The following is a 15617-nucleotide window of genomic DNA, read 5'->3' as shown; positions in this document are numbered from 1 at the left end:
GGGGAATAGCCGCAGGCTGACGGGTGCTGATACGTTCTGTTGGACAGATAAGGACCAGGTGAGAGACCGACGTCGCCGGCCCCACCGATCGCGTCACAAAGGAGACCACGTGTCAATGGACCCCTCGCAGGAGAACACACAGCAGAATCAGGGACTCGACCTGTCGGCTGTGCGGAGTAAGAACCTGCCTCCGGAGCAGGCCGGAAATGCGGGACAGGCACCTGCCGGGGCGGGCCCTGCCGGCGCAGGAGCAGCCGGTGCGCAGGACCCGAACGCGGTCGCCGTTCCGTCCCTGGTCTTCGACGTCGACGAGGCCGGTTTCAACAGCGTCGTCGCGATCTCGGACCGAGTGCCCGTCGTCATCGACCTGTGGGCCGAATGGTGCGAACCGTGCAAGCAGCTCTCGCCCGTGCTCGAACGCGTCACCGAGGCCTACGGCGGGCGGTTGGTCCTGGCCAAGGTCGACGTGGACGCGAACCCGCGCCTGCAGCAGGCCTTCGGCGTCCAGTCGATCCCGACGGTCGTCGCGATCGTCAAGGGCCAGCCCGTGCCGCTGTTCCAGAGCGCCCTGCCCGAACCGCAGGTCAGGGCCTACTTCGACGAGCTGCTCAAACTCGCCTCCGAGAACGGCGTCACCGGCTATGCCGTCGCCGACGGCGCCGAACCCGAACCGTCCGGCCCCGCACACCCCGAAGCGGAGGAAGCCCTGGCCAAGGGCGACTTCGACACCGCGGAGAACCTGTTCAAGGCCGCACTGGCTTCCTCACCAGCCGATGAGGAGGCGAAGTTCGGTCTCGCCCGCGCCGGGCTGGGCCGGCGCCTCATCGACAAGGAACCCGCCGAACTCATCGCCGCCGCCGATGCCGACCCGACCGATGTCGAGGCGGCGAAGGCCGCCGCCGACGCCGAGGTAGTCGGGGGCAATGCGAGCTGCGCCTTCACCCGACTCATCTCCCTCATCCGCACCACGGCGGGCGAGGAGAAGGAATCCCTGCGTCTGCGCGTCCTCGAGCTCTTCGAGGTCCTCGGCGCCGACGATCCAGCCGTGACCAAGGCACGGACCGCACTCATGAGGGCACTGTTCTGATCCAGCGAATCCGTCTCATCACCGCCATCCTCTTCGGCGTAGCCGCTCTCACGCTCGCCGGACTGGTCATCTCCGCGCTCTCTGTGGTCGGCACCGACGAGATCACCGAGACTCCCGGGTTCAAGGTCGACGACGGCGCCTATGCTGTCGTCCTCGACGAGGCGATCGTGCCCTATTCGGGTTCGAGCGTGACCGTGACGGCGAAGAACTCGAAGGGCACGGAGCTCTTCATCGGCACCGCCAACGGCGTCGACGCCGACAGCTACCTCGACGGGGTGGCGCAGGAGCAGATCAGCGATGTCTCCTTCCCGAAGGAAGCCGAGCATCGCTTCCTCCCCGGACAGTCGAAGCCGGAGGCGGCCATCGCCGAACGCGATTGGTGGATCAGCCAGGATGCGGGGAAGTCGGTGGCCAAGACCTTCGACCTCGACGCGGAACCGCAGGTGCTCGTCATCGCCCCAGCGAACGCCGATGACGATCTCGAAGGAACGACGGTGAGTCTGAAGATGCGCGTCAACGGTGTGCTCGGACTCAGCCTGCTCGGCGTGGCCCTGGGCATCATCCTCGCCGGATTCTGTGTGTTCTTCTTCATGCGCTGGTGGCAGTCGCGCATCCGGCCGCCCAGGAAGGACGTCGACCGCACCGGCACCGGGAACACCGGTGGCGGCAGCGGCGGTTCGCAGGGTGAAGACCAGCAGACACCGACCGACCGCACGGACCGCGCTGCGGCTGCCGACCAGGCCGGTCCGGAGACCCAGCCGATCTCGACGGTCGAGCCGGGTTCGACCACCCCGGTGCCGCCTCGGCGACGGGACCTGCGCAATCGTCGCTCACTGCGCGCCGTCACGGCCGCGACTCTGGGCACGGGGCTCGTGCTCAGCGGCTGCACGAGCATGCCGATCGCCAAACCCAGCCAGCCGGACACCACCCCGTACGAACGCACCGCGCTGCGGCCGGGCGAAGCCGGGGAGTTCATGACGAACTACACCGAGGCACTCGACAAGACGCTCGGGGACGAGGGGGCCGACCTCGACAAGATCCAGGCCGCGCCGCTCATCGAGCGCACTCGCGCCCAGGTCCAGATCGCGGACAAAGCCAAGCAGAAGCTGCGGGCGCCGAACTTCACCGAGGTCGTCGCCGGCAGCCCGAGCTTCACCGAGTACCCGATGTGGTTCTACGCCTTCGGCACCGCGGACAAGAAATCCACCGACGGCGACAAGCAGCTGACCCAGGTGATGCTCGTGACGCGGGAATCGGCCTCGAGCGATCCGCTCGTGCGCTCGTCCTCCTACATCCCCACCGATCAGATGCCCAGACTCATGGCCGATGACCGCGGCGCAGTCGAGCGGGGGCCTGAATCATTCGACGAGGAGATGGATTCCTCGGCCGACGAGGTGGCCTCCTACCTCGTGGACGGCAAGGCGAAGTCGGGGTCGCCCGAAGGACTCAAGGAAGGCGGGTTCAAGGGATTCCGCGGCTACCTCGACGGGCTGCGGGACAAGGACTCCGGCTTCGACAAGGTCGATGTCGACTGCAAGCCCTATGACGATCTCGCTTTCCAGGACATGACGCTGAGCACGGAGAACGGTGCGATCGGCATGGGCGAGGTCCGCTGCACGCTGACGATCAAGGTCCCCACCGACTATGCCCTCGATCTCGGTGACACCGTCGAAGCCGTGAAGACCAATGACAAGGACGGCGACACCGTGAAGGTCGACACCGCGCACCCCTATGTGCTGATGAAGACCGGGGAATCGCTCACGGCTGTGGCCACAGACTGGAACGTTCTGTCCTCGCGCGTGGAATGAGCGAGAGGCCGGGTCCGGCAGGAACGTCAGCCCTTCGCCGCCCGGCGGCCCACGTGGACCAGCCACCAGAGGCCGATGAGCGGCAGGACGAGGGGGATGAACCCGTAGCCGCTGCCGAAGTTCGACCACACCGAAGGCTTTGCGAAGTCCTCGGGGTGGGTGTGGCTGAGGATGCCGACGACGATGACGCCGAGGAACTCGATACCGCAGGCGGTCAGGGCGATCCGGTGTGCGACGCGGTTGCCGATGACCAGGCAGATCGTTGCGAGAATGTAGATGACCGCGGCCAGCGCCGACAGTGAATAGGCGATCGGGGCGACATCGAATTCGCGGATGAGCTGATAGCCCGCCCGTGCCGTGGCCGAGAGCGCGAAGACACCGTAGACGGCGGTCAGCGCCCGGCCGGGACCGGTGTGCATCGCCGAATACGGGGTGCTCGTCCGGGTCTCCTCTGCATGGGCATCGTTCGCCGAGGCCGCGCCGGCCCCGCCGAATCTGCTGCGTCTCTTCACTGCCAAATCTGGTCCAATCTCTCGATCATCACGACCACCGTCAGTCCCGCCGCGGCGAGCACCCCCGGCCCCCACCGACTGAGTTCGGCGAACGCCCAGAAGCCGGCCAGGCCGATGACGAGGATCGCGGTGATCACGTAGCCGAAGTAGAGCAGGGGATCGACGTCATGGGCGGATCCGAAGGTCGCGATCGAGAGCACGAGCTGCACGATGAGCAGCAGCAGGAGCAGCGCGGCGGCTGCCAGCAGCGCCTTTCCTGCTGGTCTGTTGCGGATGGTCTCGACGATCGACCACACGGTCAGGACGCCGGTGACGGCGTAGAGGACGATGGTGAAAACGGTGAACACGCGCCCCAGTTTAGTCGCCATCGGAGGCGAGGCCGCAGTTCCGCGGACGTACCCGGCGGGTGAGATGCCGCACGATCCTGGCCGAAGCCGGGCTCACCCCCTAAAATTGCAGGGTGCCCATCTATCTCGACCACGCAGCCACCTCGCCGATGCCCGCCGAGGTGCTTGACGTGTACACCAGGGAGCTGGCCCGCCGGGCCAATCCCTCGGCTCTGCATGCGGTCGGACAGGCCGCTCGGATGCGCATCGAAGAGGCCCGCGAGGACATCGCCCGAGCGGTCGGTGCGGCCACCTCGTCGGAGGTCATCTTCACGTCCGGAGGCACCGAGGCGGACAACTTCGCGCTCAAGGGCCTCTACCTCTCACGCAACAGCGGTTCCTTCGACGCCCCGCTGCGGCCCCGCGTGCTGACGACGACGATCGAACACCATGCCGTCCTCGACTCCGTGGAGTGGCTGGCCGACTTCGGAGCCGAGATCGTCTACCTCGACGTCGACTCCTCCGGACGCCTCGACCTCGAGTCGTGCCTGGCCGAGCTGCGCCGGGAGCCCGAACGCACAGCACTCGTGAGCGTCATGGCCGCGAACAACGAGATCGGCACTCTGCAGCCGATCCGCGAGATCGGTCAGGCGGCGGCCGAACTCGGCGTGCCCTTCCACATCGACGCGGTGCAGGCACTCGGACAGATCCCACTGGACTTCGCCGAGTTCCGGGCCACCGCCATGACGATCACCGCGCACAAGATCGGCGGTCCCGTCGGCATCGGTGCTCTCCTGCTCGACCGTTCTGCCGCTCCGACGCCCATCCTCCACGGCGGGGGGCAGGAGCGCGGAGTGCGCTCGGGCACCCTCGACGTCGCCGGAGCCGTGGCCTTCGCGGCAGCTGTCGACCTGGTCACACGTGATCTCGAAACACGAGCGGCACGGCTGTCAGGTCTGCGCGACCGCCTCATCGCCGGCATCGAATCCGACGTCGACGGAGCCGTCCTCTCCGGCCCGCGCGGTCAGGGCCGCCTGCCGGCCAACGCCCACTTCACGTTCCCCGGCTGCGAGGGGGACTCGCTGCTGTTCGGTCTCGACGCCCGCGGCCTGGCCACCTCGACGGGTTCGGCCTGCTCGGCGGGAGTCTCCCGCCCCTCGCACGTGCTTCTGGCCTGCGGGATGGACGAGGACGCTGCCCGGTCCGCCCAACGCTTCAGCCTCGGTCACGACACCACCGAGAACGATGTCGATGCCCTGCTCGCGGCCCTGCCCGAGGTCGTCGAACAGGCACGCCGAGCCGGGATGGTCTCGGCAACACCCCGATGGATGCAAGGAGCATCATGAGAGTACTCGTCGCCATGTCCGGCGGAGTCGACTCGTCCGTGGCCGCGGCGCGCGCCGTCGATGCCGGCCACGAAGTCGTCGGCGTCCACCTGGCCCTGTCCCGCATGCCCGGCACCCTGCGCACGGGCTCGCGCGGCTGCTGCACGATCGAAGACTCCCGCGACGCCCATCGGGTGGCCGGGATGCTCGACATCCCCTTCTACGTCTGGGACTTCTCCGAGAGGTTCAAGGAAGACATCGTCGACGACTTCATCGCCGAATACGCGGCCGGGCGGACCCCGAACCCCTGCATGCGCTGCAACGAGCGCATCAAGTTCGCCGCCCTCCTCGACCGGGCGCTGGCCCTGGGCTTCGACGCCATCGCCACCGGCCACTATGCCGAGGTGCTGCGTGATGACGATGGGAAGCCCGAGCTCCACCGCGGTGAGGATCTGGCCAAGGACCAGTCCTATGTCCTCGGCGTGCTCACCTCCGACCAGCTCGAACACTGCTACTTCCCGATCGGTGCCACCGCTTCGAAGGCCGAAGTGCGCGCCGAGGCGTCCGAGCGCGGCTTCTCCGTGGCGAACAAGCCCGACTCCTATGACATCTGCTTCATCCCCGACGGGGACACGAAGGCCTGGCTGGCCGACAAGATCCCCATGCGGCCGGGCCTGATCAAGGACGCCGAAGGCGAGGTGCTCGGCGAGCACGACGGTGCGATGACCTTTACGATCGGACAGCGCAAGGGCCTGGGCATCGAGAAGCCCGCTCCCGATGGAAAGCCGCGCTTCGTCACCGGCCTCGACCCGGCCGCGAACACGGTCACCGTCGGTTCGCGCGCCGATCTCGCCGTATCGCATCTGACCGGCATCCGCACCTCCTGGGCAGGTTCGGCACCGGCGGACATGGGACGGAGTCCGGAATCCGCGATCGACTGCGAAGTCCAGATCCGCGCCCATTCCGACCCGGTTCCGGCCCGTGCCTGGCTCGGCGAGTTCGTCGCCGAGGTGCCCGAGCACGAAGCGAATCCCGTCGTCGACGAGGTCGAGGTGCCCGCTGCCCGCCCTGCCGGACAGCTCATGCACGTCGACGTCGACGAAGAGCTCTCGGGCGTGGCGCCCGGGCAGACCATGGTCATCTACCGCGGCACCCGCGTGCTCGGCCAGGCCACCATCGACTCCACGGCGAAGGACCACGTCGGCCCGCAGCGCGTCGCGGCCCGCCTCGGCTCCTGAGCCGGCCCCGGCCGGGCGGCAGGGCATGACGATACGCTGAGGACATGAAGGAATCTCCCCAAGATGTCGTCACGGCACCTTATGGAACCTGGACGTCACCTCTCAGCGCCGTCGAGGTGGCCGCCGGTGCCACGCCGATCTTCGACGCGGCCTTCCGCGGGGACGAGATCTTCTACTCGACGAAGATCCCCGCCGAGAAGGCCCGCACCGGGCTCGTCCGCACCTCGCTGTCGCGCCCCGGAGCCCGCGAGCAGATCCTGCCGGCCGGCTTCAACATCCGCTCCGCCGTCCACGAATACGGGGGAGCGGCTTGGGCGCTGGATCCCGGCAGCGAGGTCATCTACTTCGTCAACGCCGCCGACCAGCGGGTATGGCAGATCATTCCCGGCCGGGCGCCGCACGCCCTGACCCCGGACACCTCGGGGAGGATCCGCTACGGGGACCTGCACATGACCCCCTGGGGGCTGCTCTGCGTGCGTGAGGACTGCCGGTCCACCCGGCGCGAACGCGCCATCGTCCTGCTGACCAAGCACGGAACCACGAACGTGCTGTCCACGCACTCTCACTTCATGGCCTGGCCGCGACTCTCACCCGATGGCAGCACCCTGGCGTACATCGGCTGGGAACACCCGAACATGCCCTGGGACGGCACGAACCTGTGGCTGATCGATGTGCGCACGCCTGCCACACCCGCCGCAGCAGTGCTCATCGGCGACGCCGTCGAACGGCCTCTGCACGCCCCGCCGAGCCTGCCGACACCGGCGGACGGGGGAGTCTCACTCCTGCAGCCGGAATTCACCTCGGATTCCTCGCTCCGCCTCATCTCCGACCACCGGGGACACTGGACGCTCTACAGCCTCGACTTCGCTCCTGTGGCCGCGAGTCCCATCGTCACGGACGCCTCCCATGCTCCGGCGACCACGGAGATGGGGATCGAACAGCTGCGCCCCGTCCTCGACACCGGCATGGAGATCGGCGCTGCTCTGTGGCAGCTCGGCGCCAAGTGGCACCTGCACGACGGTGACGAGGTCTGGGCGCACGCCCAGGCGGCGACGGCCGCACTGGTGCGCTGTCGGCTCACTGACGGCACCTGGGCGACGGTCGCTCCGCCGGGGGAGACGTTCGGCACGATCGAACTCCTCGACCTCGGCCGCGCCCACCTGCTTATGACGGCCAGATCGACGACGAGAACCGGCATCCTCTATGCCGTCGACCGCGCCACCGGGCAATTCACCGAGATCGCCGGAGAGCGGCTCGACACCCATCAGGGCTGGTACTCCCGTCCCCGTGTGGGCGAACTTGGGGGAGTCCCGGTAGTCATCCACCCACCGCACAATCCCCGCTTCGCCCCTGTCGAGAGCGAACTGCCGCCCTATGTGGTCTCGATCCACGGCGGACCCACGGGACAGGCGACGCCGGAGATGTCGGCGCGGACGAGCTTCTTCACCTCCCAGGGGATCGGCGTCCTCGAAGTCAACTACGGCGGTTCGACGGGCTTCGGCCGAGCCTGGCGCGACCGTCTGCGCGGGCAGTGGGGAATCGTCGACGTCGAGGACACCGTGGCCGCCGTCGAGGGGCTCATCGCCGCTGGGCTGGCCGACCCGAAGCGCATCGCGATCTCCGGATCCTCCTCGGGCGGGTGGACTGTGCTCTCGGCCCTGGCCTCGACGGACGTCTTCGCCTGCGGCACCTCGTACTTCGGCGTCACCGACCTCCTGCGTTTCGTCGTCGACACCCACGACTTCGAATCCCACTACATCGACGGCCTCGTCGGACCGCTGCCCGAAGCCCTCGACGAATACACTCGCAGGTCGCCGCTGCGAAGAGTCAGCGAGATCAGCGTGCCCGTCGCCGTCATGCAGGGAGACCGCGACCCGATCGTCCCGCCCTCACAGGCCCAGGAATTCGTCGATGCACTGGAGCTGGCCGGAGTGGAGTACATTTACCGACTGTACAAGGGCGAATCCCACGGGTTCGTCCGCGCCGAGACCATCATTGATTCCCTGGAAAGCGAGTTCGGATTCTATGTCGACGTCTTCGGAATCCCGCGCGGCGGCCGCCATGGCTGAGCCAGGCGAGCCCGTCCCGACCGAGGGGCCTCCGACCACTGTGCTCCCGGCCGCCACGACGACCGGCATCTGGCTGCCCGCAGCCCGCGACCGGCGTGACGGCTACATCGCGACGAGCCCGGTCCGCGAAGCGGCCGCGGCCGCCTTCGACATCCTCGCCGAGGAACTGCCGCCGGTGCCGCTGACAGCCCATCTTGCCGAGGGCCGGTGGGGCGCCGACGCCATCGGTCGGGCCGCCGGCCTGATCACGGACCTGCATGTCGACCTCACCTCCTTCGGCTGGCGGCTGACCGCCTCGGCGGGCAAGGACGAACGACTCGAGGACTCGGCGCTGGGGGAGGCCTTCGACGCGATCGCCGAATACGGCCGATCGCGTCCCGGCCAGGTCCAGCTCTCTCTGCCGGGACCGTGGACGCTGGTGACCGCCCTGAGTCTGAGCTCCGGGGCGCGAGTGCTGGGCGACCACGGAGCCCGTCGCGATGTCGTCCAGGCCTATGCCTTCGGCATCGCCGCGTTCACCGAGAAGATCGCCGCCCTGGGCATGCAGCCGACCGTCCGCCTCGTCGAGTCCCGCCTGGACCCGGTCCTCACCGGCACCTGGCCGTCAGTGTCCGGATGGCAGAGCCTGCCGGCGATCAGCGAGACCCAGGTCTGGGCCGCCCTCGACTCCACCCTGCGCCACCTGCCGCCGACCGTGCTCAGCCTGCCGAACCTCGCACCCGTGCACCGGCGCGGCAAGGAGATCGCAGCCGCCGAGGCGCTCCGAAGCACCGGAGCGCGTTCCGTGTCCGTGCCCGTGGACGGACTGAACGCCCACAGCTGGGAGCAGCTGGCCGTCCTCGCTGAGGCGGACCTCGGGATCTGGCTCCACCTGCCCGCCGGTTCCGGCCGCCGCCCGGACGCGGTCAGCCATTGGGTCGAGCGCCTCCGCACCCCGTGGACGCGCATCGGCATGAGGGCGAGCGATCTGCGCGGTTTCGGCATCGTCGCCGGACCCGAACTGCCGATGACTCACCCACCGCTGCTGGGGGTGGCGAACGAGACCGACCCGGACGACAATCGGGGAACCATGACCATCGCCGCGGGTCTGCGGCGCGCCCTTGAGGAGATCGAATGACTGCGACACCGGAGAACGCGGATCTGTCGGATGCGGCCGAACGCGCCCAGGCCCACGCCCAGCTGACTCAGAAGATCGAGGAGTACCGAGCCGCGTACTACCAGGACTCCCTGCTCGTCTCCGACGCCGAGTACGACGAACTCGTCCACCGTCTCGAAGACCTCGAGGCCAGCTACCCGGAACTCGTCACGGACTCCTCACCGACGCAGACCGTCGGCGGCATCGTCGACACCTCGACCTTCGACCCGGTCGAGCACATCGGTCCGATGTACAGCCTCGACAACGTCTTCGACTTCGAGGAGCTGAGGGCCTGGTACGAGCGGGTGCGCACGGCCACCTCGGCGAAGTCGAAGTTCCTCTGCGAGCTCAAGATCGACGGGCTCGCCGTCAACCTGCTCTACCGGGACGGCGAACTCGTCCGTGCGGCCACACGCGGCGATGGACGCATCGGCGAAGACATCACTGCGAACGTGCGCACCATCGACGACGTTCCCGACAAGCTCGACACCGACTACCCGCCCGCCGAGGTCGAGATCCGCGGCGAGGTCTTCTTCCCCGTGGAGGAGTTCGGCGAACTCAACGCCGCCCTCGTGGCGGAGGGCAAGTCCCCCTTCGCCAACCCGCGCAACTCCGCGGCCGGATCGCTGCGGCAGAAGGATCCGGCCGTCACCGCGCGCCGGCCCCTGCACATGCTCGTCCACGGCATCGCCGTGTGGGCCCCGGCCGATGATTCGCATCCGGAACCGGCCCAGCAGTCCGAGGTCTACGAGCAGTTCCGGTCCTGGGGGCTGCCCATCAGCGACTACTTCAAGGTGCTCGAGACGATCGACGAGATCGAGGACTTCGTCTCCTACTACGGCGAGCACCGTCACGACGTCACCCACGAGATCGACGGCATCGTCATCAAGATCGACGACATCGCCGTGCAGGAGACTCTCGGCTACACCTCACGCGCGCCGAGGTGGGCGACGGCCTTCAAATACCCGCCCGAAGAGGTCACGACGAAACTCCTCGACATCCAGGTGCAGGTCGGCCGGACCGGACGGGTCACCCCGTTCGCGGTGATGGAGCCGGTGACCGTGGCCGGATCGACCGTCGAGCGCGCCACCCTGCACAACGGGCACGAAGTCCGACGCAAGGGCGTGCTCATCGGCGACACCGTCACCCTGCGCAAGGCCGGAGACGTCATCCCCGAGGTGCTCGGACCCGTCGTGGCTCAAAGAGACGGCAGCGAGCACGAATTCGTCATGCCCACGCACTGCCCCTCGTGCGGAACGAAGCTCGGGCAGCAGAAGGAGGGGGACAAGGACCTGCGCTGCCCGAACTCTCGGTCCTGCCCGGCCCAGCTGGCCAACCGCATCTTCTACCTCGCCTCCCGCGCCGCATTCGACATCGAAGCCCTCGGCGAGGAGGCCGCACTGGCACTGACGGCCCCGGCCGAACCTGAGACACCGCCCTTGACGTCCGAGGCCTTCCTCTTCGACCTCACACCCGAGGATCTGAAGGATGTGAAGATCTGGCGGAACAAGAAGGACAAGGGCGTCGAAACCGGAGAGCGGGAGCTCGTGCCCTACTTCTTCACACGCGGGACAGCGAAGAAGCCGAGCGCGCCGAGTGCGAACACGAACAAGCTCTTCGACGAACTCGACAAGGCCAAGGACCAGGACCTCTGGCGCGTTCTCGTGGCCCTGTCGATCCGCCACGTCGGCCCCACCGCCGCGCGGACCCTGGCGACGAAGTTCCGCACACTCGACGCCATCCGAGCCGCCGAGCTCGACGAGCTCTCCGCGGTCGAAGGCATCGGTCCGACGATCGCTGCGAGCATCCGCGACTGGTTCGACGTCGACTGGCATGTCGAGATCGTCGAGGCGTGGAAGGCAGCCGGGGTGCGCATGGAGGACGAAGAGGTCGAGTCCGCGGCTCAGACTCTCGAGGGGCTGACGATCGTGGCCACCGGCTCGCTGAGCACCTTCACCCGCGACGGCATCAAGGAGGCGATCCTGTCGGCCGGAGGCAAGGCCGCGAGCTCGGTGTCGAAGAAGACCGACTACGTCGTCGCAGGGGAGAACGCCGGATCGAAGTTGGACAAAGCGGAATCGCTCGGCGTGCCCGTGCTCGACGAGGACCGGTTCCGGACCTTGCTGGACACCGGCAGCCTCGACTGAGTCGCCCGAGCCCTCGCCCGAGCCGCATCCCGGTCGGAGCTGCTCGCACTGATTCGTGGTCGGACGTGGAGACTGATCACAGCCGGAGCCAAGTGGAAGGACAGCTTCGGCTGGGAAAGTGGGGGACATGACATCGATCTCCCGGCTGATCGCCGGCACTGCCGTCGTCCTCGCCGCCGTCCTGGCCGCCGCTCCCGTCACCGCAGGCGTCGCCGACCAGCTGATCAATCCGGGTCAGCAGCCGACGAAGCGGGTCTCGTCCCAGACGACGACCGGCCAGCCGATGGCCGCGGGCGGGGTCCTCGCCGATGCCGCAGCCGAGGCGAGCGGGAGCCTCGAAGAGGCGGCGGCCCTCGTGGCCGAGACGGCCACCGATGCCGAAACACGAGTGAGCGCACTCGCCCGAGACCTGCAGGTCGGCGTCGACGCGGGAGAGTTCTCGCAGACCGATGCCGAGCGCGTCCTCAGCGACATCTCGAGCTACATCCGAGGCGAACGCACCTGGCCCGAGCGCTCGGTCGCCTGACGTGCCCTGATCCATCCGTTCCCGAGCCCTGCCTCGGCGAAGCTCACACCGCACCCGCCTCGGGCGGTCCGCCGAAGAGATTAGACTGGGGTGTCAGTGTTAACGTCGATGAAAGGCAGGGAATGACGGAGTCCTCCGCAATCACCCCCGAACAGGTGGAGCATCTGGCTTCACTGTCTCGGATCGCCATGAGCGAGGACGAGCTGAAATCGCTCGCCGGTGATCTGACCACAATTTTGGGAAACGTCGCCAGGGTCAATGAAGTGGCCGGTGACGATGTGCCCGCAACCAGCCACCCCATCCCCTTGACGAACGTCATGCGCCCCGATGTCGTGGGCCCGACGCTGAGCAGCGAGCAGGCTCTGGCCGCGGCCCCGGCCGCCGCCGATGACAAGTTCCTCGTCCCGCAGATCCTCGGGGAGGAATGAGATGCCCGAACTGACGAACTCCAGTGCCCTCGAACTCGCCGCAGGACTGGCCTCCGGCGAGTTCTCTTCGGTCGAGGTCACACAGGCCCACCTCGACCGCATCGCGGCCACCGAGGACGACTTCAACTCCTTCATCACCGTCACCGACGAGCTGGCCCTGGACACGGCGAAGGCCGTCGACGCCAAGCGCAGCGCCGGTGAGGACGTCCATGCGCTCGCCGGTGTGCCGGTGGCGCTCAAGGACCTCGTCGTCACCGAGGGCGTGCGCACCACCGCGGGCTCGAAGATGCTCGAGAACTGGGTCCCGCCCTACGAATCGACCGTGCACAGCAAGATCAGGGCCGCCGGCCTGCCGGTGCTCGGCAAGACCAACCTCGACGAGTTCGCGATGGGATCGACGACCGAGCATTCGGCCTTCGGCAACACCCGCAACCCGTGGAACCTCGACCACGTCCCCGGCGGGTCCTCCGGCGGCGCTGCCGCCGCGCTCGCCGGATTCCAGGCTCCGCTGTCCGTGGGCACCGACACGGGCGGGTCCGTCCGCCAGCCCGCAGCGTTCACCGGCACCGTCGGCGTCAAGCCCACCTACGGTTCGATCTCGCGCTTCGGCATCATCGCCATGGCCTCCAGCCTCGACCAGGTCGGTCCGATGGGCCGCTCCGTCGCGGATGCGGCGGCCCTGCACGAACTGCTCGCCGGACACGATCCGCTCGACTCGACCTCGCTGCCCGACGAGGTGCCCGGATTCCTCGACGCCGCCCGGACCGGCGAACTCAAGGGCAAGAAGCTCGGCGTCATCAAGCAGCTGCGCGGTGAGGGGTACCAGGACGGGGTCCGCGATGCGTTCTCCGCCGCACTCGAGGTCGCCGCTGCCGCCGGCGCCGAGATCGTCGAGGTCGACTGCCCCGCCATCTCCTACGCTCTCGACGCCTACTACCTCATCATGCCCTCCGAGGTGTCCTCGAACCTGGCCCGCTACGACGGCATGCGCTACGGGCTGCGCGTCGAACCCGAAACCGGCCCCGTCACCGCCGAAACGGTCATGTCGGCCACGCGTGCCGCCGGTTTCGGCGACGAGGTCAAGCGCCGCATCATCCTCGGCACCTATGCGCTCTCGGCCGGGTACTACGACGCCTATTACGGTTCGGCGCAGAAGATCCGCACGCTCGTCCAGAACGACTTCGCCGAGGCCTTCGCCTCCTGCGACGTCCTCGTGTCGCCGACGGCGCCGACGACCGCATTGGAGTTCGGCGCCGAGGCGGCCGCCGATCCGATGGCGCTCTACTTGGGCGACGTGGCCACGATCCCGGCGAACCTCGCTGGCATCCCCGGCCTGTCGCTGCCGGCAGGACTGTCCGAGGGACTGCCCGTCGGATTCCAGATCCTCGCTCCGGCCCGCGAGGACGTCAGACTCTACGAGGTGGCCGGACCGCTCGAGGCCGCACTGGAATCGGCCGGCGGCCGCGTGCTCGACACCCTTGCGGAAGGACTGGAAGCCAAGTGAAATACGAAGACGCGATCAAGAAGTACGATCCGGTCATCGGCATCGAGGTCCACGTCGAGCTCGGCACCGCGACCAAGATGTTCGATGCCGCCCCCAACACCTTCGGCGGGGGACCGAACACGAACATCACCCCAACCTCGCTCGGCCTGCCCGGCTCCCTGCCCGTGGTGAACGAGAAGGGCGTGGAGTATGCGATCAAGATCGGCCTGGCACTGGGCTGTGAGATCGCCGAGACCTGCCGCTTCGCCCGCAAGAACTACTTCTATCCGGACGTGCCCAAGGACTTCCAGACCAGCCAGTCCGATGAGCCCATCGCGGCCGAGGGCCAGGTCGAGGTCGAACTCAGCGACGGCACTCTCGTCACCGTTCCCGTCGAGCGGGCGCACATGGAGGAGGACGCCGGCAAGAACACCCACGTCGGCGGAGCGACCGGACGTATCCACGGCGCCGACCACTCCCTGGTCGACTACAACCGCGCGGGTGTGCCATTGGTCGAGATCGTCACCCACCCGATCACCGGAACCGGGGAACGCGCCGCCGAGGTGGCCGCCGCATACGTCCGGACGCTGCGCGACATCTTCCGCGCCCTCGACGTATCCGAAGCGCGCATGGAGCAGGGCAACGTCCGCGCCGACGTCAATGTGTCTCTGCGCGAGAGCCCGGACGCCCCTCTGGGAACCCGTACGGAGACGAAGAACGTCAACTCCTTCCGCTCGATCGAACGCGCCGTGCGTTTCGAGATCGCCCGCCAGGCGACCCTCCTCGAGGCAGGGGAGAAGATCGTGCAGGAGACACGGCACTTCCATGAGGAGTCGGGGGAGACCTCCTCGGGACGACCTAAGTCCGATGCCGATGACTACCGCTACTTCCCGGAACCGGACCTCGTCCCGCTGCAGCCCAGCCGCGAATGGGTGGACCGGCTGCGGGAGACTCTGCCCGAGCTGCCGGCGCAGAAACGCAGGCGGCTGCTCGCGGAGTGGAAGTTCTCCGACCTCGAGATGCGCGATATCGTCAACGCCGGTCTCCTCGAGGCCATCGAGGACACCGTCACCGCCGGAGCGAAGCCCTCCGCGGCACGGAAATGGTGGACCGGTGAGGTCGCCCGCCTGGCCAACCAGGAGGACAGGCATCCCACTGAGATCGTCACCCCTGCCCAGGTCGCAGGGCTCGTCGATCTCATCGGGCAGGGCAAGCTCAACGACAAACTGGCCAAGGAGGTCCTGTCCGGGGTCGTGGCCGGTGAGGGCGAGCCCGCCGAGGTGATGGACGCCCGCGGCCTCGAGATCGTCGAGGACACCGGAGCGCTCGAGGCCGCCGTCGAAGAGGCCATCGCGGCCAACCCTGACGTGGTCGAGAAGATCAAGGGCGGAAAGATGCAGGCCATCGGCGCGCTCATGGGGCCGATCATGAAGGCCACCCGCGGCCAGGCCGACGCCGGCAAGGCCAAGGAGCTCATCCTGGCCAAGATCGGAGTCTGAGCACCGACTCGGTCCTGATCCGCAGCTGAGCGCA

General features: G+C 68.0%; 13 protein-coding genes. 11 read left to right on the top strand and 2 right to left on the bottom strand.

Annotation, left to right across the window (positions count from 1 at the left end; all coding sequences use genetic code 11):
* The first annotated feature begins 115 nt into the window (after positions 1-115).
* Both IHE57_RS05050 and IHE57_RS05045 read left to right on the top strand, forming a co-directional pair.
* Positions 116-1087 (top strand): tetratricopeptide repeat protein, encoded by a 972-nt coding sequence (locus tag IHE57_RS05050; protein ID WP_209324091.1) that lies wholly within the window; start codon positions 116-118, stop codon positions 1085-1087.
* Positions 1088-1170: 83 nt separating this feature from the next.
* A complete protein-coding gene (locus IHE57_RS05045) occupies positions 1171-2895 on the top strand; it encodes a hypothetical protein (RefSeq protein ID WP_343071753.1) in 1725 nt (574 codons plus the stop codon).
* A 26-nt stretch (positions 2896-2921) separates the two neighbouring features.
* Here the strand turns inward: IHE57_RS05045 and IHE57_RS05040 are convergent, their stop codons facing one another.
* On the bottom strand, positions 2922-3314 hold the full coding sequence (locus IHE57_RS05040; protein ID WP_209324089.1) for a hypothetical protein: 393 nt from the start codon (positions 3312-3314) through the stop codon (positions 2922-2924).
* Between the two features lie 89 nt (positions 3315-3403).
* Complete coding sequence (locus IHE57_RS05035) at positions 3404-3754, bottom strand: hypothetical protein (protein ID WP_209323391.1); 351 nt, start codon at positions 3752-3754, stop codon at positions 3404-3406.
* Between the two features lie 113 nt (positions 3755-3867).
* Here IHE57_RS05035 and IHE57_RS05030 point away from each other — a divergent pair, with 113 nt between their 5' ends.
* The 9 genes from IHE57_RS05030 to gatB all read left to right on the top strand — a co-directional run bounded on the left by IHE57_RS05030 (position 3868) and on the right by gatB (position 15583).
* Positions 3868-5079 carry a cysteine desulfurase family protein gene (locus IHE57_RS05030; protein WP_209371288.1) on the top strand — a complete coding sequence of 404 codons (1212 nt, stop codon included), beginning with the start codon at positions 3868-3870 and terminating at the stop codon, positions 5077-5079.
* The gene (gene mnmA / locus IHE57_RS05025) at positions 5076-6296 is read left to right on the top strand and encodes a tRNA 2-thiouridine(34) synthase MnmA (protein ID WP_209323389.1); all 1221 of its coding nucleotides are present in this window, start codon (positions 5076-5078) and stop codon (positions 6294-6296) included. The genes IHE57_RS05030 and mnmA overlap by 4 nt, the downstream gene beginning before the upstream one ends.
* A 44-nt stretch (positions 6297-6340) precedes the next feature.
* A complete protein-coding gene (locus IHE57_RS05020; protein WP_209371286.1) occupies positions 6341-8365 on the top strand; it encodes a S9 family peptidase in 2025 nt (674 codons plus the stop codon).
* Positions 8358-9482, top strand: a complete 1125-nt coding sequence (locus tag IHE57_RS05015) for a uroporphyrinogen decarboxylase/cobalamine-independent methonine synthase family protein (RefSeq protein ID WP_253719910.1) — start codon at positions 8358-8360, stop codon at positions 9480-9482. Before IHE57_RS05020 ends, IHE57_RS05015 begins: the two co-directional genes overlap by 8 nt.
* Entirely contained in the window at positions 9479-11647 is a 2169-nt protein-coding gene (gene ligA / locus IHE57_RS05010) for an NAD-dependent DNA ligase LigA (protein ID WP_209323386.1), read from the top strand. Before IHE57_RS05015 ends, ligA begins: the two co-directional genes overlap by 4 nt.
* Positions 11648-11774: 127 nt before the next feature.
* Complete coding sequence (locus IHE57_RS05005) at positions 11775-12173, top strand: hypothetical protein (protein WP_209323385.1); 399 nt, start codon at positions 11775-11777, stop codon at positions 12171-12173.
* A gap of 122 nt (positions 12174-12295) precedes the next feature.
* Complete coding sequence (gene gatC / locus IHE57_RS05000) at positions 12296-12601, top strand: Asp-tRNA(Asn)/Glu-tRNA(Gln) amidotransferase subunit GatC (RefSeq protein WP_209323384.1); 306 nt, start codon at positions 12296-12298, stop codon at positions 12599-12601.
* A 1-nt stretch (position 12602) separates the two neighbouring features.
* Positions 12603-14105 carry an Asp-tRNA(Asn)/Glu-tRNA(Gln) amidotransferase subunit GatA gene (gene gatA / locus IHE57_RS04995; RefSeq protein WP_209323383.1) on the top strand — a complete coding sequence of 501 codons (1503 nt, stop codon included), beginning with the start codon at positions 12603-12605 and terminating at the stop codon, positions 14103-14105.
* Positions 14102-15583, top strand: a complete 1482-nt coding sequence (gene gatB / locus IHE57_RS04990; RefSeq protein WP_209323382.1) for an Asp-tRNA(Asn)/Glu-tRNA(Gln) amidotransferase subunit GatB — start codon at positions 14102-14104, stop codon at positions 15581-15583. Before gatA ends, gatB begins: the two co-directional genes overlap by 4 nt.
* The last annotated feature ends 34 nt before the right edge of the window (positions 15584-15617 follow it).

The sequence above is a fragment of the Brevibacterium renqingii genome, assembly GCF_017808105.1.
Classification (GTDB): domain Bacteria; phylum Actinomycetota; class Actinomycetes; order Actinomycetales; family Brevibacteriaceae; genus Brevibacterium; species Brevibacterium renqingii.
Note: the sequence above shows the minus strand (reverse complement) of the source record. Positions and strands in the feature narration are given on the sequence as shown.

Excerpts from the sequence above, each read along its gene's own strand:
- IHE57_RS05050 (WP_209324091.1), top strand. The coding sequence starts at position 116 with ATGGACCCCTCGCAGGAGAACACACAGCAGAATCAGGGACTCGACCTG.
- IHE57_RS05040 (WP_209324089.1), bottom strand. The coding sequence starts at position 3,314 with ATGCACACCGGTCCCGGCCGGGCGCTGACCGCCGTCTACGGTGTCTTC.
- mnmA (WP_209323389.1), top strand. The coding sequence starts at position 5,076 with ATGAGAGTACTCGTCGCCATGTCCGGCGGAGTCGACTCGTCCGTGGCC.
- IHE57_RS05020 (WP_209371286.1), top strand. The coding sequence starts at position 6,341 with ATGAAGGAATCTCCCCAAGATGTCGTCACGGCACCTTATGGAACCTGG.
- IHE57_RS05015 (WP_253719910.1), top strand. The coding sequence starts at position 8,358 with ATGGCTGAGCCAGGCGAGCCCGTCCCGACCGAGGGGCCTCCGACCACT.
- ligA (WP_209323386.1), top strand. The coding sequence starts at position 9,479 with ATGACTGCGACACCGGAGAACGCGGATCTGTCGGATGCGGCCGAACGC.
- IHE57_RS05005 (WP_209323385.1), top strand. The coding sequence starts at position 11,775 with ATGACATCGATCTCCCGGCTGATCGCCGGCACTGCCGTCGTCCTCGCC.
- gatC (WP_209323384.1), top strand. The coding sequence starts at position 12,296 with ATGACGGAGTCCTCCGCAATCACCCCCGAACAGGTGGAGCATCTGGCT.
- gatA (WP_209323383.1), top strand. The coding sequence starts at position 12,603 with ATGCCCGAACTGACGAACTCCAGTGCCCTCGAACTCGCCGCAGGACTG.